General features: G+C 71.4%; 15 protein-coding genes. 6 read left to right on the forward strand and 9 right to left on the reverse strand.

Features of this window, described 5'->3' with window-relative positions:
• Positions 1 to 14 precede the first annotated feature (14 nt).
• A complete protein-coding gene (gene ligD / locus ACH4E8_RS21520; protein ID WP_398450499.1) occupies positions 15 to 1037 on the forward strand; it encodes a non-homologous end-joining DNA ligase in 1023 nt (340 codons plus the stop codon).
• A gap of 66 nt (positions 1038 to 1103) precedes the next feature.
• Here ligD and ACH4E8_RS21525 read toward each other — a convergent pair whose 3' ends face one another.
• Positions 1104 to 3350, reverse strand: a complete 2247-nt coding sequence (locus ACH4E8_RS21525) for an OmpL47-type beta-barrel domain-containing protein (protein ID WP_398450794.1) — start codon at positions 3348 to 3350, stop codon at positions 1104 to 1106.
• A gap of 104 nt (positions 3351 to 3454) precedes the next feature.
• Complete coding sequence (locus ACH4E8_RS21530) at positions 3455 to 5950, reverse strand: ThuA domain-containing protein (protein ID WP_398450501.1); 2496 nt, start codon at positions 5948 to 5950, stop codon at positions 3455 to 3457.
• Positions 5951 to 6161: 211 nt separating this feature from the next.
• Here ACH4E8_RS21530 and ACH4E8_RS21535 point away from each other — a divergent pair, with 211 nt between their 5' ends.
• The 3 genes from ACH4E8_RS21535 to ACH4E8_RS21545 all read left to right on the forward strand — a co-directional run bounded on the left by ACH4E8_RS21535 (position 6162) and on the right by ACH4E8_RS21545 (position 8488).
• On the forward strand, positions 6162 to 7142 hold the full coding sequence (locus tag ACH4E8_RS21535) for a multicopper oxidase domain-containing protein (protein ID WP_398450503.1): 981 nt from the start codon (positions 6162 to 6164) through the stop codon (positions 7140 to 7142).
• 249 nt (positions 7143 to 7391) lie between these two features.
• Positions 7392 to 8165, forward strand: a complete 774-nt coding sequence (locus tag ACH4E8_RS21540; protein ID WP_398450505.1) for a VOC family protein — start codon at positions 7392 to 7394, stop codon at positions 8163 to 8165.
• Between the two features lie 77 nt (positions 8166 to 8242).
• Positions 8243 to 8488, forward strand: coding sequence for a WhiB family transcriptional regulator (locus tag ACH4E8_RS21545; protein WP_361957984.1), 246 nt, complete (start codon positions 8243 to 8245; stop codon positions 8486 to 8488).
• 84 nt (positions 8489 to 8572) lie between these two features.
• Here the strand turns inward: ACH4E8_RS21545 and ACH4E8_RS21550 are convergent, their stop codons facing one another.
• Positions 8573 to 9496 (reverse strand): serine hydrolase, encoded by a 924-nt coding sequence (locus tag ACH4E8_RS21550; protein ID WP_398450507.1) that lies wholly within the window; start codon positions 9494 to 9496, stop codon positions 8573 to 8575.
• Complete coding sequence (locus tag ACH4E8_RS21555) at positions 9493 to 10449, reverse strand: LysR family transcriptional regulator (protein ID WP_398450509.1); 957 nt, start codon at positions 10447 to 10449, stop codon at positions 9493 to 9495. The genes ACH4E8_RS21550 and ACH4E8_RS21555 overlap by 4 nt, the downstream gene beginning before the upstream one ends.
• Positions 10450 to 10534: 85 nt before the next feature.
• Between ACH4E8_RS21555 and bla the strand changes: the two genes are divergently transcribed.
• Positions 10535 to 11488 (forward strand): class A beta-lactamase, encoded by a 954-nt coding sequence (gene bla, locus ACH4E8_RS21560; RefSeq protein ID WP_398450511.1) that lies wholly within the window; start codon positions 10535 to 10537, stop codon positions 11486 to 11488.
• 22 nt (positions 11489 to 11510) lie between these two features.
• On the opposite strand, the gene ACH4E8_RS21565 is transcribed toward bla, so the two are convergent.
• The 5 genes from ACH4E8_RS21565 to ACH4E8_RS21585 all read right to left on the reverse strand — a co-directional run bounded on the left by ACH4E8_RS21565 (position 11511) and on the right by ACH4E8_RS21585 (position 17963).
• The gene (locus ACH4E8_RS21565) at positions 11511 to 12485 is read right to left on the reverse strand and encodes an acyl-ACP desaturase (RefSeq protein WP_398450513.1); all 975 of its coding nucleotides are present in this window, start codon (positions 12483 to 12485) and stop codon (positions 11511 to 11513) included.
• A 252-nt stretch (positions 12486 to 12737) separates the two neighbouring features.
• Complete coding sequence (locus ACH4E8_RS21570; RefSeq protein ID WP_398450515.1) at positions 12738 to 15002, reverse strand: ATP-binding cassette domain-containing protein; 2265 nt, start codon at positions 15000 to 15002, stop codon at positions 12738 to 12740.
• 135 nt (positions 15003 to 15137) lie between these two features.
• The gene (locus tag ACH4E8_RS21575; RefSeq protein WP_398450517.1) at positions 15138 to 16793 is read right to left on the reverse strand and encodes an ABC-F family ATP-binding cassette domain-containing protein; all 1656 of its coding nucleotides are present in this window, start codon (positions 16791 to 16793) and stop codon (positions 15138 to 15140) included.
• 309 nt (positions 16794 to 17102) lie between these two features.
• Positions 17103 to 17528, reverse strand: coding sequence for an SsgA family sporulation/cell division regulator (locus ACH4E8_RS21580; protein ID WP_398450519.1), 426 nt, complete (start codon positions 17526 to 17528; stop codon positions 17103 to 17105).
• Between the two features lie 135 nt (positions 17529 to 17663).
• Positions 17664 to 17963: a YciI family protein gene (locus tag ACH4E8_RS21585; RefSeq protein WP_398450521.1), complete on the reverse strand. Its 300-nt coding sequence runs from the start codon at positions 17961 to 17963 to the stop codon at positions 17664 to 17666.
• A 55-nt stretch (positions 17964 to 18018) separates the two neighbouring features.
• Here ACH4E8_RS21585 and ACH4E8_RS21590 point away from each other — a divergent pair, with 55 nt between their 5' ends.
• On the forward strand, positions 18019 to 18720 hold the full coding sequence (locus ACH4E8_RS21590) for an endonuclease V (RefSeq protein WP_398450523.1): 702 nt from the start codon (positions 18019 to 18021) through the stop codon (positions 18718 to 18720).
• The last annotated feature ends 163 nt before the right edge of the window (positions 18721 to 18883 follow it).

The following is an 18883-nucleotide window of genomic DNA, read 5'->3' on the forward strand; positions in this document are numbered from 1 at the left end:
TTACCCTGGCGCACATGGCCGGCCGAGCGATGGAACTGCACGTGGGGGAGCGGACGGTCCGCGTCTCCAACCCCGACAAGATCTACTTTCCCGAGCGCGGATACACCAAGCTGGACGTGGTCCGCTACTACCTCGCGGTGGGCGACGGCGTCACCCGCGCCCTGCGCGACCGCCCCACCACCCTGGAGCGTTACCCCGACGGGGTGAACGGCGAGTCCTTCTTCCAAAAGCGCGCCCCCAAGTACCTCCCCGACTGGATCCCCACCGCCCACATCACCTTCCCCAGCGGACGGTCCGCGGACGAGATGTGCCCCACCGAACCCGCGGCCGTCGTCTGGGCTGCCAACCTCGGCGCGGTCACCTTCCACCCCTGGCCGGTGCGCCGCGCGGACACCGACCACCCCGACGAGCTGCGCATCGACCTCGACCCGCAGCCCGGCACGGACTACGTCGACGCGGTGCGCGCCGCCCACGAGCTGCGGGACGTGCTCGACGGCGTCGGGCTGCGCGGCTGGCCCAAGACGTCCGGCGGACGCGGCCTCCACGTCTTCGTCCCGATCACCCCTGACTGGACGTTCGTGCAGGTCAGACGAGCCGCCATCGCCTGCGGCCGGCTCCTGGAACGGCGACTTCCGGACCATGTGACCATCAAGTGGTGGAAGGAGGAGCGCGGCGAGCGGATCTTCGTCGACTACAACCAGACCGCGCGCGACCGCACCATCGCCTCCGCCTACTCCGTCCGCCCGCGGCCCCACGCACCGGTCTCGGCGCCGCTGCGCTGGGAGGAGGTCGACGACGCCCGCCCGGAGGACTTCGACATCAAGACGATGCCGGAGCGGTACGCGCAGGTGGGCGACGTCCACGCCGACATGGACGACACGCGCTTCAGCCTGGAGGCGCTGTTGGAGGCGGCCCGCAAGGACGAGGCCGACCACGGGCTCGGGGACCTGCCGTATCCGCCGGAGTACCCGAAGATGCCTGGGGAGCCCAAGCGGGTCCAGCCCAGCCGGGCGAAGAAGGAGCCGTCGGACGAGTAGGCCGGGACGCGGGAGGGCCCCTTCCCGGGGAAGGGGAAGGGGCCCGTACATCGATTTACTCCTGCATCACAGCTCCTGGATGCGGATGTTGCGGTACGAAACCACGTCCGTGGTGCCGTGCACCTGGAGCCCGATGTACCCGAGCGCGTAGCGACGGCCGTCGGTGCCGACGTCACCGGCGCGCGGCGGGGTGAAGGACTGGCCCGCCGCGTTCTCGAACTGGTTGATCAGCACGCCGTTGCGGTAGATCGAGTACGTCTGGCCGACCACCCGGACCTCGTAGTCGTTCCAGGTGCCCTTGGGCGTCACCCCGGCGCCGGCGAGGCCGACGCGGTCGAAGCCGTAGACCGAACCGGTCTTGTACATGTCGCCGTCCGGCCGGTCCAGCACCTGGACCTCGTGGCCGTACTTGATGGCGACCCACTCCGGCCGCGGCTCCTCCGGGTTCTCGTGGACGAACGGGAAGCGGACGAACACGCCGCTGTTGGCGTTGCCCGTGCCCGGTGCGTCGTCCCGCCACTGGAGCTTCAGCGAGAAGTCCCCGTACTGCTTCTGCGGGAACCACAGCATCCCGAGGCCGCCCTTGGTGGTGCCGCTGGTCATCGACCCGTCGTCGTTGCGGGCGAACGAGCCGCCGCCCACGTGCTGCCAGCGGTCGAAGGACGCCTGGGTGCCGTCGAAGATGTCCCGGTAGCCGGTGTTCTGGCCGGGCTTGCCGATGCCGGACTGCTTGGCGGCGGCGTACACCTTCTTGTGCTCCCGGAGGTCGATGACGCCGTCCTCCAGCAGCTTGTCCAGCACCTGGTCCACGTGCTTGAGGAACAGCGCGTGCGAGGACCAGGACTTCTCGTCCTCGATCAGCTCGTTCACCGTGCACCGGGACCGGGTCATCCGGTTCGGCACGCCGGTGTCGACGGTGCCGACGATCACGGTCAGCCGCTCGTCCCACTCCGGGCAGTTCGGGGCCGGGACGCCGCCGCCCTGGGCGATCGTGAAGGTCGCCCTGAGCGCCGTCGAGGTGTTGCCGGCCTTGTCCGTCGCCCGGTACTGCACGGCGTGGTAGCCGACCCGGTCGACGACCAGCGGCGCCGTGTAGGCCAGGTAGGGGCCGCCGTCGAGCGAGTACTCGACCTTGTCGACGCCGGAGCCGTCGCCGTCGGTGGCGCTGATCGTCACCTTGGCGTTGGTGATGTACGCGCCGTCGGAGTTGCGCTGCCCCGTCACCTCGGCGCCCGTCACCGGCGGCGTGGTGTCCGGCTTCGGCGGGGTGACGACGGTGAACTCCACCGACTTCGCCGCGGCGGCGTTGCCCGCCTTGTCGGTGGCGCGGTAGCGCACGGTGTGCGTGCCGACCTGGTGCACCATCACCGGCGCGGTGTACGGCTGCCAGGCGCCGTCCGCACCGATCGCGTACTCCACGGTGTTGACGCCCGAGCCGGTGTCGGACGCGGACACGGTCACCGTCGCCATGTCCAGGTAGCGGCCGTCGGCGTCGCGCTCCCCGGTCACCGTCGCCGAGGTCTCCGGCGGCGTCTTGTCGTCCGTGGGCGGCGCGACGACCCGGAAGTCCACCGCCTTCTCGGCCGCCGTGTTGCCGGCCTTGTCGGTGGCGCGGTAGCGGATCTTGTGGGTGCCGACCTGGTTCACCACGACCGGCGCGGTGTACGCCTGCCAGGGGCCGTCGGCGCCGGCCGCGTACTCGATCCGCTCCACCCCCGAGCCGTCGTCGGTCGCCGACACCGTCACGGTGGCGAGACCCACGTACGCACCGTCGGCGTTGCGGTCGCCCGCCACCTTGGCGTCGGTGGTCGGCGCGGTGGTGTCCTCGCCGCCCGGGTCGGACACGGTCAGGATGCCCTGCATCTGGCCGTGGCCGGGGATGGTGCAGAAGAAGCGGTAGCGGCCCGGCGTCAGCGTCACCTCGGTGGTGTGCTTGCCGCCCTTGTCGTCATTGGGGTTGGCCAGGACGTTCAGCGGTACGTCGTTGTTGTACTCCGGGTCCGATACGTCGAACGTCAGGGTGTGCGGCATCCCGGTGGTGTTGCCCGCCGCACGGCTGTTGTCGAAGACGATCGTGGTGCGGCCCGCCACCGCGGTGGTGGGGAAGGACAGATAGCGGTCGATCGGATCGCCCGCGGTCCAGGTCAGGGTCTGCGCCGCGGCGCTCGCGGGCTGCGCGGCGGAGGTGCCCGCCGCCGTCTTCGCCGGCGTCGACGCCTTGGGGTCCTTCTTCGCCGTCGCGGCCCCGGCCGGTGCGCTCTGCGGCGCGCCGCCCTGGCCGTACGCGACCGCCGACATCAGCCCGACGACCATCGCGAACGAGGCGACGAGGGCCGTCCACAGGCTCACCGTCCTGCTGCTGTCCCCGCTACTGCTGTTGCTGTTGCTGTTGCTGTTGCGTCTGCCTCGGAGGAGTCTCACCGCGCCGCCTTCCGTGCCAGTTGGTCGGCGGAGGGAGTGGGCTCCCCGCCCTTGTACGTGATCCGCCAGAGCGCCGAACGCGCGTCGGAGGTGAAGAAGCCGCGGCCGTAGTCCAGGACGTACAGCGAGCCGTCGGGCGCGAACTTCCAGTCCATGAGGTTGCGGATGCCGTTCGCCCCCACCGGGACGATCTTCTTCAGGGACTCGGCGTGCACCGGGATGCCGCCCTTGCCGACGGTCTTGGGGTCGGTGAGCACCGCGTGCCGGGGCTGGTCGCCGTCGTAGAAGTCACCGACGAACCACTTGCCGTCCCAGTACGCCGGCCACTTCACGTTCGACGTGCTCGTGGCGTCGTGCCGGTAGACCGGGCCCGTCATCGTGGCCTGGGCGCCGCCCTTGAGCCACGGCATCAGCAGCTTCTGCTCCTCCAGCTTGTAGCTGGGCACCCCGTTGGCGTCCCGCGGGAAGTCCGGCCCGCCGCCCTGCGGCGAGTACCAGATGGTGTTGGGGGTGACGGGCGGCACGTTGACCAGTCCGTCGTTGTTCGGGGACTCGTTCTTGGGCGCCTTGCAGTCGTACCAGCCGAGCGGCTTGCTCGGATCCGCCAGTCCCCGGTCCCGGTACGGCTGGTTGTTGCCCATGCAGAACGGCCAGCCGTGGTTGCCCGCCTTGGTGATGGCGGCGAAGGTGTCGTACTTGGCCGGGCCCCAGGTCGTCGACGGCGAACCGGCGTCCGGGCCGACCCAGCCCGCGTACAGGATGTCGGACTTCTTGTCGACGAAGATCCGGGACGGGTTGCGCACCCCCATCACGTAGATCTCGCCGCGGGTCTTCCCGCCGCCCTCGTCCATCTCGTCGCCGGTGAACAGATTGCCCTCGGGGATGGTGTACGTGCCGTTCTTCTGCGGCTTGATCCGCAGGATCTTGCCGTTGAGGTTGTTGGTGTTGCCCGAGGTGCGGCGCGCGTCCGCGAACGAGACGCCCTTGTAGTTCGGCTGCGGGTTGTTGCCCGAGTAGCCGTCGCTGAACCGGGAGGAGTTGTTGTCACCGGTGGCGATGTAGAGGTTGCCCTTGGAGTCCCAGGCCAGCCCGCCGCCCGAGTGGCAGCAGCTGTGGATCTGCACCGGCCACTTCAACAGAACCTTCTCGCTCGCGAGTTTCAGCTTCCCCGTGGCGAAGTCGTAGGTGAAGCGGGAGACCCGGCGGTCGGCCATCCGGGTTTCGCGGTTGATCTGCGAATGCGGGGTGTAGTGCAGGTACACCCAGCCGTTCGTGGCGAACGCGGGGTCCAACTCGATGCCGAGCAAGCCCTCTTCGTTCTTGATGAGTTCGTCGCCGCCGCCCTTGTTGCCGAAGACCGTCAGCGCCCCCGCGAGGGTCACCTTCTTCGTCGCCGGGTCGTAGACGTGGATCTCGCCGTTGCCCTTGCCGATGTTCGGGTCGTTCCAGTCCGTCACCACCGGCTTGCTGCTGTCGGCGCCGCCGCGGCCGATGTAGAAGACCTTGCCGTCCGGGGCCGTGACCAGCCCGTGCGGCTCGCCGATCTGGTCGTTCTGCCCCGGCTGGTTGGGCTGGGTGACGCGCTCGGCGGCGTAGTTGGCGTCGATCGTCGCCTTGCAGTCCGCCCGCGAGGTGCGGTTCGTCCAGGCGAGGGCGCCGCGCAGGTGGTCGCGGAAGTCGGTCTCCGAGAAGCTGTCGACCGTACCGCCCATCCCGGTGTAGAAGGAGCGCCCGCCGTCGTAGTCGCGGCACCAGGAGACCGGGTGGTCCCAGCCGTTGGGCTTGGCGGCCGGGGTGATGGAGCTCTCCTTCAGCCGGGCGACCGTGTGCACGCTCCCCGACGGGTTCACCGCCCAGTTGAACCACTTGTCGGGCCGCTTCCATTCGAGCGGCAGCGACTTGGTGGCCGGGTGCTGGCGGTCGCCCACCTCGACCACGGCCCGCTGCACGGAGCTGGCCGCGCCCGTGGGACGCGCCCCGATCAGCCCGGTGAACCAGTCGGAGTACGGCTCGGTGCGCGCGGCGTCGTGGACGCCGAGGAAACCGCCGCCGGCCTCCATGTACGCCTCAAGTCCCGCCTCCTGCGCGGGGTCGAGCACGTCCCCGCCGCCGGTCAGGAAGACCACCGCGTTGAACTTCCCGAGCCGGGTCGCATTCGTGAAGACCGAGGCGTCGTCGGTGGCTTCGGTGGCGAACCGACCCGCGGTCGGGCCGGTGAGGCCGATGGTCTCCACGGCCTGGATGCCGGCGTTGACGAGTGGGGACTCGGCGGTCGCCGAGCCGTGGAAGACGAGGACCTTGACGTTCTTTCCGCCCGGCGGCGAGGGCAGGGACAACGTTGTCCCCCTCGCCTCCGGAGCGGGCTGGGCCGCGACGGAGTTTCCCCCGCTCAGCAGGGAGACGGCGAGTGCGCCGACCCCCACCGTCGCCGCCAACGCCCTTGCGCGGGCGCTTCTTCGAGAGCTTGACCTCTGACGTGGTGCGCGCTGCATGTGGTCACCCACCCCTCCGTGTGGTCCCGACAACAGCCGACAACAGTCAGGGAAAGTAGACCTCTTTTCGCGGTTCGCCAATAGGTATGACCGTGGTAGTACAAACTTTGTCCTGAGTGTGGATAAACCCTCGCCCTCCGGCTACCGTATGGCCGTCTCCAGGGGTGACACGTGCCCCGTCAACCTCCGTAACAGAGTGGGAGAGTTCGGCATGGACAGACGGAGCTTCAACCGACGACTGCTGGCCGGGAGCGCCGTCGCGGCCACCGCAGGCACGGGCCTCTCCCTGGCCGCCGCCCCCGCCGCCACCGGAGCGCCCGAACAGGCGCCGCTCGCGGTCACCCCGCCGAAGCTTGCCCCCGCCGGGGGCAAGGTGCGCCACATGAAGCTCTTCGCCGAGAAGCTGCCCGACGGGCAGATGGGCTACGGCCTGGAGAAGGGGAAGGCCACCGTCCCCGGCCCGTTGATCGAACTCAACGAGGGCGACACGCTCCACGTCGAGTTCGAGAACCTGATGGACGTCCCGGTCAGCCTGCACGTCCACGGCGTGGACTACGACATCAACAACGACGGCACCAAGATGAGCCGCAGCCACGTCGAACCGGGTGCCACCCGCACGTACACCTGGCGCACCCACGCCCCCGGCCGGCGCGCCGACGGCACCTGGCGCGAGGGCAGCGCGGGCTACTGGCACTACCACGACCACGTCGTCGGCACGGACCACGGCACCGGTGGTCTGAAGAAGGGGCTGTACGGACCCGTGGTGGTCCGGCGCAAGGGCGACGTACTGCCGGACAAGCAGTTCACCATCGTCTTCAACGACATGTTGATCAACAACAAGCCCGCCCACTCCGGCCCCGACTTCCAGGCGACGGTGGGCGACCGGGTGGAGATCATCATGATCACGCACGGCGAGTTCTACCACACCTTCCACATGCACGGTCACCGCTGGGCCGACAACCGGACCGGCCTGCTGAGCGGCCCCAACGACGTCAGCCGGATCATCGACAACAAGATCACCGGGCCGGCGGACTCCTTCGGCTTCCAGGTCATCGCGGGGGAGGGGGTCGGCCCGGGCGCCTGGATGTACCACTGCCACGTGCAGAGCCACTCGGACATGGGCATGGTCGGCCTGTTCCTGGTGGCGAAACCGGACGGCACGATCCCCGGCTACGAGAAGCCCCACCACTAGGTCGTCTCCGCGCGGCTCTCCCCGCGGCCCCGCCGTGCGGCGGCTGCTCTGCCGCCCCGCCGTACGGCGAGGCCGCGCCCGTAAAGGCAGCCGCACTGCCGTACGGGCCGTACGGGACCTTCCGCACCCCAGCTCTCGCGCGGGCGCGGGCGCGCGCCGGTCGCCCGGCCCGCGCCTTCGCACCCGGATGCGCGCCCCCGGAATCGGTAGCAGACTCGAAAGGGACCCGGCTTCCAAGGAGTGCGCGCCATGCTGAGCACCCGTTTCGTCCCTGGCTCCCCGAACTGGATCGACCTCGGCACTCCCGACGTCGATGCGGCGGCCGCCTTCTACGGCGGCGTCTTCGGCTGGACGCACCGGTCGGCCGGTCCCGAAGCCGGCGGCTACGGAATGTTCCACCACGACGGCAAGATGGTCGCCGGCGTCGGCCCCCTCCAGCAGGACCAGGGCCCCACGGCGTGGAACGTCTACTTCCAGACACCCGACGCCAACGCCACGACGGACGCGGTCCGCGCCGGCGGCGGCACCGTGCTGGCCGACCCGATGGACGTCTTCGACCTCGGCCGGATGGCGGTCCTCGCGGACCCCGCGGGCGCGACGTTCGCGATCTGGCAGCCCGGCAAGCACCGGGGCCTGGAGACGACGAGCGAGGGCGACACCCTGTGCTGGGCGGAGCTGAACACCCCCGACCCGGCCGCCGGCACGGCGTTCTACACGAAGGTCTTCGGCTGGGGCACCACGTCCATGCCGATGCCCGGCGGCGGCGGTGACTACACGATGATCCACCCCGCGGGCGGCACCCCCGACGACATGTTCGGCGGCATCGCCCCGCACTCGGGCAACGCGCACTGGCTCCTGTACTTCGACGTCGCCAACTGCGACGCTACGGTGGCCAAGGCGCGCGACCTCGGCGGCGCGGTCACCACGGCCCCGGTCGACCTCGAAGGGGTGGGCCGCATCGCAGTGGTGTCGGACCCGGCGGGCGCGGCGTTCGCCCTGCTGACCCCGGCAGAACAGGGCTGACCTGCGAATTCCCAGGTCGGAGCGGGTGTTGATGCGTCATTGATCAGGTGTTTATCGCGATCCGCGATGGTTTTCCCATGCTGATCAACACCACCGCCGCCGATGAGCTCTCCTGGCAGGAGACGGCACTCTGCGCCCAGACGGGCCCCGACTTCTTCTTCCCGGCCCCCGGCTCCTCCACCCGCGAGGCGAAGCAACTGTGCCGAGCGTGCGAAGGTCGGGTGGCGTGCCTTGAGTACGCGCTGGAGCACGACGAGAAGTTCGGAGTCTGGGGCGGCCTGTCGGAGAAGGAACGCCACCGTCTGAAGTCCAACCGCGCCTGACCCACTCGGCACGGGACCCGACGAACCGCATCGCTGCCACAACTCAACCGCACCGCACCGCAAGGGCGGTGGCCGGCTCGCGCGCTACGGCGCGCCCGTCGAAGCTGCCGTCCCCGGTGACCGCAGCGCGTCGACGGCGATCCGCGCCGCCGTGCCGATCACCGCGTCCGCCGCCGGCAGCGTTGCCGCCGGGATCGCCGCGCGGGTGAAGACGGCCACGGCGTACCGACCGCCGTCGGGGTAGTCGACGACGCCGACCTCGTTGCGGACCGTCGGCGCGCTGCCGGTCTTGCCCGCGACGTGGACGTCGTCGAAGGGGAAGCCGGAGGCCAGCCGGTGCGGCCACACCTGGAGCCCGAGGACGCGGCGCATCGCGGCGCAGTGTTCGGGGGTGCCGGCCTCGTCGCGCCAGATCGCCGTCAGCAGCCGGGTCATGTCGCGCGGCGTGCTGTGGCTGGTGCGGGCCGGGTCGACCGCCCGCAGCCGGGCGATCACCCGGGGGTCCGCCAGCGCCTGCGGACCGGTCGGGCCGACGTCCTCCCTGATCGTGGTGAGGAACTCGCGGAAGGTCTGCACGGCGCGGGTACGGGTCAGCCCCAGACGACGGGTGGTGTCGTTCACGGCGTCCAGCCCGACCCGCGCCAGCAGCAGGTCCGCGGAGGTGTTGTCGCTCACGGTCATCATCAGATGGGCCGCGTCGCGCAGCGACAGCCGCACCTCGTCGAGCATCGCCGCGAGCCCCGTGGGCCCCGGGGTGCGGTCCCACGGCGGCACCACGGTCTGCTCCGTGAGGTCCAGCCGGCCCGCGTCGGCCTCCCGGTGGAGGGCGACGAGCAGGCACAGCTTGTGCACGCTGGCCGTGACGACGGGCTGGTCCGCGCCGACGTCGACCTGCCCGTCGGCGTCGACGTCGCGGGCGTGCAGCCAGCCGGTGACGCCCGCGCTCGCGAAGGCGTCCCGAATGCGGGCCCGGGCCCGGGAGTGGTCGGGGGTGGTGGATTCGGTCATATCCAGTACTCGGCCGCCGGTCGTAGGTGCAGGGGGCGGGACGGAAGGTCGGGGCCGGCTCCGGTGGTGCGGCCCAGGGCATCGGTGACGGTATCGGCGAACGCGCGGACCGCGGCGTCGCCCCGCCCGCGGAGCCAGGCCGCGGAGTGCCGCAGGGCCAGCGGCGCACCGCCGAGGGGCCGCCAGCACAGCGCGGTGTCGCCGGCCAGATGGGCGTCGCGGGGCGCGAACGCCACGGCGGGCCGGGACAGCAGCAGGCCGCGGGTGAAGCTCGGGCCCTGGCCGTGGCGGATCGCCGTCGGGGCGTAGCCGTGCCGGGCGCAGGTCGTCAGCAGGTCGTCGTAGACCGCGGGTGCGAGGGCGCGGGGGAAGAGGACCAGCTCGTGCCCGGCCAGCGCGGCGAGCGCGACCGTCTCCGTCCGTGCGGCCGGCGAGTCGGTCGGAAGCAGTACGCCCAGGTCGTGCCGGAGCACGGGGCCCAGCTCCAGACCGGAGACGTCGCAGGGGTGGTGGATCAGTCCCACGTCCAGCTCGTGCGAGGCGAGTTTGGCCAGTTGCTCCGCGGTCGACAGCTCGTGCAACTCCAGCTCCAGGCCCTCGTGCCGGTCCCGGAACCCGGTCAGGACCGCGGCGACGGTCTCCCCGGGCACGTCCGGCGGCAGGGCCGCCCGCAGCAGCCCGCTGTGCCCGTCCTGCACGCGGCGGGCCGTGGCCTTCAGCGCTTCCGCGCACGCCAGCAGTTGACGGGCCTCCGCCAGCAGGAGCGTGCCGCCCTTGGTGATCGTGACCTGGCGGGTGGTGCGTTCGAAGAGCCGTACGCCCAATTCGCGCTCCAGCCGCTGAATGCGTTGTGACAGGGGTGGCTGGGCCATGCCGAGGCGCTGGGCGGCACGACCGAAATGTAATTCCTCTGCAACAGCCACAAAGCACTGCACATGCTGGATCAGGTCCACGACCAGCGATCATATCGGGATTTGATCAATGCGAGACTTATCCACGTCTTGGACGCAATGACGGCGGCGCTGGTCTGCTCGGGCCATGAGCACCACACCCGTGAACCCCCTTACCGTCCGTGCAACCCGTCGAAGTGCGCTCGGCGCGCTCGCCGGTCTCGCCGCGATCCCCCTCACCGGGTGCCAGGGCAGTCCGTCGAAGGACGGCTCGGCACGCCCCGCCCCGGGCACCTCGGTGCCCGCCTCCGGTGCGCCGCGCGACACCGCGCCCGCCTTCGCCGAACTGGAGCGGCAGTTCGACGCCCGGCTCGGCGTGTACGCGATCGACACCGGCGCGGACCGGGTCGTCGCCAACCGGCCCGACGAGCGCTTCGCCTACGCCTCCACCTGCAAGGCGTTCCTGGCCGCCGCCGTGCTCGACAAGAGCTCCCTGACCCAGCTCGACCGACGGGTGCGGTACGACCGCAGCGATCTGGACGGCCACTCTCCGATCACCGAGAAGCACCTCAGCACCGGTCTGACCCTGCGCGAGCTGTGCGACGCCGCCGTGCGCCACAGCGACAACGGCGCCGCGAACGCGCTCTTCGACGAGCTCGGCGGACCTGCCGGCCTCCAGGCGGCGCTGCGCGCCATCGGCGACCGGGTCACCCGGTGCGACCGCTACGAGGTGGAGCTGAGCGAGGCCACGCCGGGGGACCCGCGCGACACCAGCACGGCCCGCGCGCTCGCCACCGACCTGCGCACCTACGTCCTCGGCGACGCCCTGCCCGCCAACAAGCGGGCCCTGCTGACCGACTGGCTCAAGCGCAACACCACCGGCGACAAGCTCATCCGGGCCGGCGCTCCCAAGGGCTGGGTGGTCGGCGACAAGACCGGCACCGGGGGGTACGGCACCCGCAACGACATCGCCGTCGTGTGGCCGCCGAAGGCCGCGCCGATCGTGCTGGCGGTGCTCTCCCGCCGGGCCGTCCGCGACGCCGAGCCGAACGACGAACTCATCGCCCGCGCCGCGGAGGTCACGCTGAAGGCCCTGGCCTGAGCCAGGGCCGGGGCGGGTGCGGTCAGCGCGCCGCGCGCGCCGCCAGCCGCGCCTTGCGCGCGGCCAGCTTCTCGTCGAACTTGAGCGCCTCCGCGTTCAGCCCGCCCATGTACATTCCCAGCTCCTCCTGCGCCTTGAGGCCGTCGGGGCCGAGCCCGCCGATCTCCAGGACCTTGAGGAACCGCAGCACGGGGGCGAGGACGTCGTCGTGGTGGATGCGCATGTTGTAGACCTCGCCGATCGCCATCTGCGCGGCGGCCCGCTCGAAGCCGGGGATGCCGTGTCCGGGCATCCGGAAGTTGACGACGACGTCGCGCACCGCCTTGAGCGCGAGGTCGGGCGCCAGCTCCAGGGCGGCGACCAGCAGGTTCCGGTAGAAGACCATGTGCAGGTTCTCGTCGGTCGCGATGCGCGCCAGCATCCGGTCGCAGATCGGGTCGCCCGACTGGTGGCCGGTGTTCCGGTGCGAGATCCGGGTGGCCAGCTCCTGGAAGGCGACGTACGCGATGGAGTGCAGCATCGAGTGGCTGTTGTCCGACTCGAACCCCTCCGCCATGTGCGCCATCCGGAACGCTTCCAGCTTGTCCGGGTCGACGGCGCGGGAGGTGAGCAGGTAGTCGCGCATCACGATGCCGTGCCGGGCCTCTTCGGCCGTCCAGCGGTGCACCCAGGTGCCCCAGGCGCCGTTGCGGCCGAAGAGGGAGGCGATCTCGTGGTGGTAGCTGGGGAGGTTGTCCTCGGTCAGCAGGTTCACCACGAGGGCGATCCGTCCTATGTCCGTGACCTTGGACTGCTCCGGCTCCCAGGCCACGCCGTCCTCGAAGAAGCCCGGGAAGTTGCGGGCGTCGCCGAAGGGCACGTACTCGTGCGGCATCCAGTCCTTCGCGACCTTCAGATGGCGGTTCAGCTCCTTCTCGACCACCTCTTCGAGGGCGAACAGCAGCCGGGCGTCGGTCCACGCTTCCGAACTGCCGAGGTGGGGAGAGGTGATGGTCACGGGTGCTCCTGGGGACGGGAGTGGAACCAAAGGGGAAAAGGGGAGGGGTTACCTACGGCTTCGTAGGTTACGAGACCGTAGGTTAAGGGCGGGGTAAGCCTTCGGCCAAGCCGGGCCCCCGGAACCCCCTCCAGCGGGGGTGGATCGCACCGCTTTGTCCCTGTATCCACCCCCGGGGACGGGTCTACGGACCGCCCCGCCGCAGGCCCGCCGAGAGACAGGTCACGTCCCCCGCGCCCGCGCGCGTCCCGCTCAGCCCCTGCCGAGGTCCCGGCGCAGATACCGCGCGGTGAACGACTTCGGGTGCTCCAGCAGCTCGGCCGGGGTGCCCTCGAAGACCAGCTCCCCGCCGTTCTTCCCGCCGTCCGGCCCCAGGTCCACGATCCAGTCCGCCCGCTTGACCACGTCCATGTTGTGCTCGACGCAGACGACCGAGTTCCCCGCGTCGACCAGCCGGTCCAGCAGGGCGACCAGGGTGTCCACGTCGGCCATGTGCAGCCCGGTCGTCGGCTCGTCCAGCACGTAGGTGCTGCCCGTGCGGTGGAGCTGGGTGGCGAGCTTCAGCCGCTGCCGCTCGCCGCCGGACAGCGAACTCAGCGGCTGCCCCAGCGCCAGGTACGTCAGCCCCACCTCGTCCAGTGCGGCCAGCTTCCGCCGCACCGCCTCGTCGTCGAAGAACTCCGCAGCCTGCGCCGCGGTCATGCCGAGCACGTCCACGACGGAGCGCCCCGCCACCCGGTGCCGCAGCACCTCGTCCTTGAAGCGGCGCCCCTCGCACCGTGGGCAGACCGTCGTCACCGGGTCCATGAACGCCAGGTCCGTGTGGATCACGCCGCGCCCCGAGCACTCCTCGCAGCCGCCCGCCGAGTTGAAGCTGAACAGCTTCGGCGACACGCCGGCCGTGCGGGCGAAGACCTTGCGGACGGTGTCCATCACCCCGAGGAACGACGCCGGGGTGGAGCGCGAAGAGGCCACGATCGCGCTCTGGTCGATCACCACCGCCTCCGGGTGCGCGGCGGTGAACACCTCGGACACCAACGTCGACTTCCCGGAGCCCGCGACGCCCGTGACCGCCGTCAGCACCCCGACGGGGAAGCTCACGTCCACGCCCTTGAGGTTGTGCAGGCTCGCGCCCCGCACCGGCAGCCACCCCCGCGGCGTCCGGAAATCCTCCTTCAGCTCCGCACGGCGCCGCAGGTGCCGCCCGGTGAGGGTGTCCGCGTCCCGCAGCGCCGCCACCGAACCCTCGAACACCACCCGACCGCCGTCCGCGCCCGCCCGCGGGCCCATGTCGACCACGTGGTCCGCAATCGCCAGCACGTCGGGGTCGTGCTCGACCACCAGCACCGTGTTGCCGCGGTCCCGCAGCCGTACGAGCAGGTCGTTCAGCCGCCCCACGTCCCGGGGGTGCAGTCCCACGCTCGGCTCGTCGAAGATGAAGGTCAGCCCGGTCAGCGAGCTGCCGAGGTGGCGCACCATCTTCAGTCGCTGCCCCTCCCCGCCCGACAGGGTCGTGGTCTCCCGGTCCAAGGAGAGGTAGCCGAGGCCGATGCCGACGAGCCGGTCCAGCCGCTCCCGGACCGCGGCGGCAACCGGGGTCGCCACCGGGTCGTCGATCCGACCCAACACCTCCACCAGGTCGGACACCTCCATCCGGCAGAGGTCGGCGATGTTGCGCCCGTCGATGCGGCTCGCCAGCGCCGCCCCGTTCAGCCGGGCCCCGCCGCACGTCTGGCACGCGCGCTGCGCGGTGAACCGGTCGACGGCCTCCTGGCGCCGCTGCGAGAGGGTCCCGGTGTCCCGCTTCAGCGACAGCCGGGTGAAGCGGTTGACGATCCCCTCGAACTGCATATCGAACGATCCCGACTTCATGTCTATGCGGACCGCGAAGCCGCTCCCGTACAGCAGTAGCTCGCGCTCGGCCTCGGTGTACTCGCCGAGCGGCTTGGCCACGTCGAAGTGGCCGGACTCGGCGTACAGCTTCCACTCCCAGGACCCGGTGGAGAGCCCGGGCAGCAGCAACGCCCCTTCCGCCAGCGACTTCGACCAGTCGACGGCCCGGTCGACGTCCAGCTCCACCGTCCGGCCGATGCCGTCGCAGCCGGGGCACATCCCGGCGGGGTCGTTGAAGGAGTACGCGGTGGCCGGCCCGGCGCTCGGGGTGCCGTGGCGGGAGAACAGCACCCGCAGACCCGCGTTGATGTCCGTCATGGTGCCGACGGTGGAGCGCACGTTGCCGCCGACCGGCTTCTGGTCGACCACGATCGCCACCGACAGCTCGTCTATCGCGTCGACGTGCGGGCGCTCGTACTTCGGCAGCCGGTTGCGCAGGTAGGAGGTGAAGGTCTCGTTGAGCTGCCGCTGGGACTCCACCGCGATGGTGTCGAAGACGACGGACGACTTCCCCGAGCCGGACACCCCGGTGAAGACGGTGATCCGGTTCTTCGGGATGGTGAGGGAGACGCCCCGGAGGTTGTTCTCGCGGGCGCCGGTGATGACGATGTCTTGCTCAGGCATGCCGGCGAAGCTAACCGGAATACCCGACATCCCCTGTCTGGATTTACGGGCGGGTTCTCGCGCGAGGCACCGTACGGGCCCGGTGCGCGGGCCCGCCGGCGGGGCGCCGTCCAGGACGACGCCCCGCCGAGCGGCCTACTGCTGCGGCACCGGGTGGTTCAACCTGCCTTCCCGGACTTCCTCTGCGCTGACGTCCCGCAGCTCCCCGTCCAGCAGCAGCCAGCGGGTCACCCCGATCGACTCCAGGAACGCCACGTCGTGACTGGCCACGACCAGCGCGCCCTCGTACGCGTCGAGCGCCTCCGTCAGCTTCCGCGCGCTCGCCATGTCCAGGTTGTTCGTCGGCTCGTCGAGCAGCAGCAGTCGGGGCGCCGGCTCGGCCAGCAGCAGCGAGGCGAGCGCCGCCCGGAACCGCTCCCCGCCCGACAGCGTGCCCGCCGGCTGGTCCGCCTTCGCGCCCCGGAAGAGGAAGCGCGCGAGCTGGGCCCGGATGCGGTTGTTCGTCGCGGCCGGCGCGACCGCGGCCACGTTCTCGACCACGCTCCGCCCGTCGTCGAGCACGTCGAGGCGCTGCGGCAGGAAGCGCAGCGGCACGTCCACCTCCACCTCGCCCGACACCGGCGCGACCCCGCCCGCGAGCGTGCGCAGCAGCGTGGTCTTGCCCGCGCCGTTGCGCCCCACCAGGGCGATCCGCTCCGGCCCGCGGATGTCGAACTCGCCCGCCACCACGGCCCCGTAGCGCAGCTCCAGGTCCCTCATGCGCAGCACCCCGCGGCCCGGGTGGACCTGGGTGTGCGGCAGGTCGATGCGGATCTCGTCGTCGTCCCGCACCGCTTCCTGCGCCTCGCCCAGCCGTTCCCGGGCGCCCGCCAGCCGCTCCTGGTGGACGGCCCGGTGCTTGCCGGCGGACTCCTGGGCGGAGCTCTTGAGGGTGTTGGCCACGACCTTGGGGACGCGCTTCTGTGCCTGCGCCTTCTTCGCGTACTGCCGCCGACGGGCCAGCTTCACCTGGGAATCGACCAGTTCGCGCCGCTGCCGTCGCACATCGGCTTCGGCGACGCGCACCATGCGCTCCGCCGCCTCCTGCTCGACGGCGAGCGCCCGCTCGTACGCGGTGAAGTTGCCGCCGTACCAGGTCACCTCGCCGTCCCTCAGGTCCGCGATCTGGTCCACCAGCTCCAGCAGCTCCCGGTCGTGGCTGACCACGACCAGCACGCCGGACCAGGACGCGACCGCGTCGTACAGCCGGCGCCGCGCGTACAGGTCCAGGTTGTTGGTGGGCTCGTCCAGCAGCAGGACGTCCGGCCCGGCGAGCAGCAGGGCGGCCAGTTGCAGCAGGACGCCCTCCCCGCCGGAGACCTCGCCGATGGTGCGGTCCAGGTCGACGTGGCCGAGTCCGAGCTGGTCGAGGGTGGCCCGGGCGCGCTCCTCGACGTCCCAGTCGTCGCCGACGGCCGTGAAGTGCTCCTCGCTCGGATCGCCCGCCTCGATGGCGTGCAGCGCGGCCCGGGCGGCGGCGATCCCCAGCACCTCGTCGACCCGCAGCGCGGTGTCGAGCACGAGGTCCTGCGGCAGGTAGCCGAGCCGCCCGGCGGCGTGGACGGTGCCGCCGGCGGGCGTCAGCGCACCCGCCAGCAGCTTCAACAGGGTCGACTTGCCCGAGCCGTTGAGGCCGATCAGGCCGGTCCTGCCGGGGCCGATGGCGATCCGGAAGTCGTCGAAGACCTCCGTGCCGTCGGCCCAGGAGAACGAGAGCGCGGTGCAGGACAGATGGGTGGCGCTGGTGGACATACGGGTCTCCCGGTTGCGTGGGGTGGGGCAGGGCAACGGGTGGAGACACCGCAGTGCGTTACGACGGGGCGGAAAGGTCCGCAGAGCCGCGGATTCGACGGCGCAGGGAGGGGTTCCGCACGGAAGGACGGCACGACAGGCCGAGGTCGCACGCACTGCGCACACGCCGAAGACGGCGGTGGCGCACGGTGTCTCAGGACCTCAGACCTTCAACGTCCTTCTCCAATCGACGGCGGCAGAACGGGGGAAACGTAACCGGGGCGGGGACGGGGCGTCAACGGATTATTCGCGCCCGGCGCGGGCGGGCGCTCAGTGCACGTCGCCGAGCAACTGGCTCAGACCGTGGTCGAGGTCGAGGAAGCGGTGCTCGTGGCCCTCGGGCGCGACGTCCTCCACCCGCCGCAGGAAGCGCCGCACGTCACCGCTGCGGACGTGCACCACCGCGACGCCCTCGGGGGCGTGGAACTCGACCACCGTGCGGTCGTAGCCGTACGGTCGCACCCGGACGTCACCGATCCCGACCGGCCCGGTCAGCCCCGCGGACAACAGGGAGCGGGCGAACGCCCAGGACAACTCCGTGCCCTCCAGCGTCGCGCTCGGCGGGAACGCCATCCGCACCGCGAAGGGGTCGTCCGTCTCGTACCGCAGCGTGACGTTGAGGGGCTCGACCTGAGGGGCCGAAGCGACGATCCGGGCCTGTGCGGCCTGTTCGATGACGACGGTGGATGTGGACATGGACGGACCCCTCTTCCCCGCACGTGCGGCCCCGCGGACGCTCCCTGACACCGGGAAGGACGAGCACCGCGGCCCATCCGTGCATCGGTGGGGTGCGTGAGTTGTGTCACCGGGGCCCGCGGGCCGGCGCCGGCGTCAGCCGGCGCTCTCCCCGCGCAGGGGTTCAAGGCCCGGGACGGTCCTGGTCACGGCGGTGTGGGTGATCCGGTACGCGCACACCCCGGCGAGCACGAACGGATCGCTCGCCACGACCGCGTCGATCCGCGCGCGGTCGTCCCCCGCGGCCAGCACCACCCCGCCGTCCCGGGTGCCCTTGCGCCCCGAGGCGAGGAACAGCCCGTCCGCGTAGTGGTCGTCCACCCAGGACATGTGCGCCGCGCGCACGGCGTCGACGCGCTCGGCGGGCGCGGTGTACGTCAGCTCCAGTACGAACATGATCGTCAGGCTACGGGCCGCTGCCGCGGGTGCGCCGCATAGGGTGGGCGCCACCATGGAGATCATCGACACGCCCGACGACTGGCCGCGCGACGAGGCCGCCGCCCTCGCCCTCCAGGACGAGTTGCACGACCGCGTAGTCCTCGACGAGCCGGGACCCCCGGTCGGGTCCGGGACGGTGACCGGCGTGGACGTGGCGTACGACGACGGGCGCGACCTCGTGGCCGCCGCTGCCGTCACCCTGGACGCCGCCACGCTCGCCGTCGTGGCGCGGGCCACCGCGGTCGGTCGGGTCTCCTTCCCGTACGTGCCCGGGCTGCTGGCCTTCCGCGAACTGCCGGCCGTGCTCGCCGCGCTGCGGGCGCTGACCGTCGCACCCGGACTCGTCGTCTGCGACGGATACGGGCGCGCACACCCGCGCCGTTTCGGGCTCGCGAGCCACCTCGGGGTCCTCACCGGCCTCCCGGTGATCGGCGTGGCGAAGAACCCCTTCGTCTTCCGCCACGGCGAACCCGGGCCGGAGCGGGGGGCCTGGGCGCCCCTGACCGCGGACGACGGCGAGGAGGTCGGCCGCGCGCTGCGCACCCGGGCCGGGGTGAAGCCCGTGTACGTATCCGTGGGCCACCGCGTCACCCTCGACGCCGCGTGCGCCCACACCCTGCACCTCGCGCCCCACTACCGCATCCCGGAGACCACCCGCCACGCGGACCGTCTCTGCCGCGACGCCCTCGCAGCGGCGACGCGGGACGCGCCGTAGGGCACGGCTGCCTTGACGGGTGCGGTGCCGCGGTGCCGCGGTGCGGGCTGTGCGGTGATGGCGTCCGCGGCCCGGTGGTGGGTTGCTCGCGCAGTTCCCCGCCCTCGCCCCCCCCAGAGACCTGAGGGACCCCCAGCGCCACGTGGCGCCTGCGCCGTTGCCG

Source organism: Streptomyces sp. NPDC017979 (assembly GCF_044328175.1).
Taxonomy (GTDB): Bacteria; Actinomycetota; Actinomycetes; order Streptomycetales; family Streptomycetaceae; genus Streptomyces.

Excerpts from the sequence above, each read along its gene's own strand:
- ACH4E8_RS21545 (WP_361957984.1), top strand. The coding sequence starts at position 8,243 with ATGCTGATCAACACCACCGCCGCCGATGAGCTCTCCTGGCAGGAGACG.
- ACH4E8_RS21580 (WP_398450519.1), bottom strand. The coding sequence starts at position 17,528 with ATGTCCACATCCACCGTCGTCATCGAACAGGCCGCACAGGCCCGGATC.
- ligD (WP_398450499.1), top strand. The coding sequence starts at position 15 with ATGGCCGGCCGAGCGATGGAACTGCACGTGGGGGAGCGGACGGTCCGC.
- ACH4E8_RS21570 (WP_398450515.1), bottom strand. The coding sequence starts at position 15,002 with ATGCCTGAGCAAGACATCGTCATCACCGGCGCCCGCGAGAACAACCTC.
- ACH4E8_RS21590 (WP_398450523.1), top strand. The coding sequence starts at position 18,019 with ATGGAGATCATCGACACGCCCGACGACTGGCCGCGCGACGAGGCCGCC.
- ACH4E8_RS21575 (WP_398450517.1), bottom strand. The coding sequence starts at position 16,793 with ATGTCCACCAGCGCCACCCATCTGTCCTGCACCGCGCTCTCGTTCTCC.
- ACH4E8_RS21550 (WP_398450507.1), bottom strand. The coding sequence starts at position 9,496 with ATGACCGAATCCACCACCCCCGACCACTCCCGGGCCCGGGCCCGCATT.
- ACH4E8_RS21535 (WP_398450503.1), top strand. The coding sequence starts at position 6,162 with ATGGACAGACGGAGCTTCAACCGACGACTGCTGGCCGGGAGCGCCGTC.
- ACH4E8_RS21540 (WP_398450505.1), top strand. The coding sequence starts at position 7,392 with ATGCTGAGCACCCGTTTCGTCCCTGGCTCCCCGAACTGGATCGACCTC.
- bla (WP_398450511.1), top strand. The coding sequence starts at position 10,535 with ATGAGCACCACACCCGTGAACCCCCTTACCGTCCGTGCAACCCGTCGA.
- ACH4E8_RS21530 (WP_398450501.1), bottom strand. The coding sequence starts at position 5,950 with ATGCAGCGCGCACCACGTCAGAGGTCAAGCTCTCGAAGAAGCGCCCGC.
- ACH4E8_RS21585 (WP_398450521.1), bottom strand. The coding sequence starts at position 17,963 with ATGTTCGTACTGGAGCTGACGTACACCGCGCCCGCCGAGCGCGTCGAC.
- ACH4E8_RS21525 (WP_398450794.1), bottom strand. The coding sequence starts at position 3,350 with ATGGTCGTCGGGCTGATGTCGGCGGTCGCGTACGGCCAGGGCGGCGCG.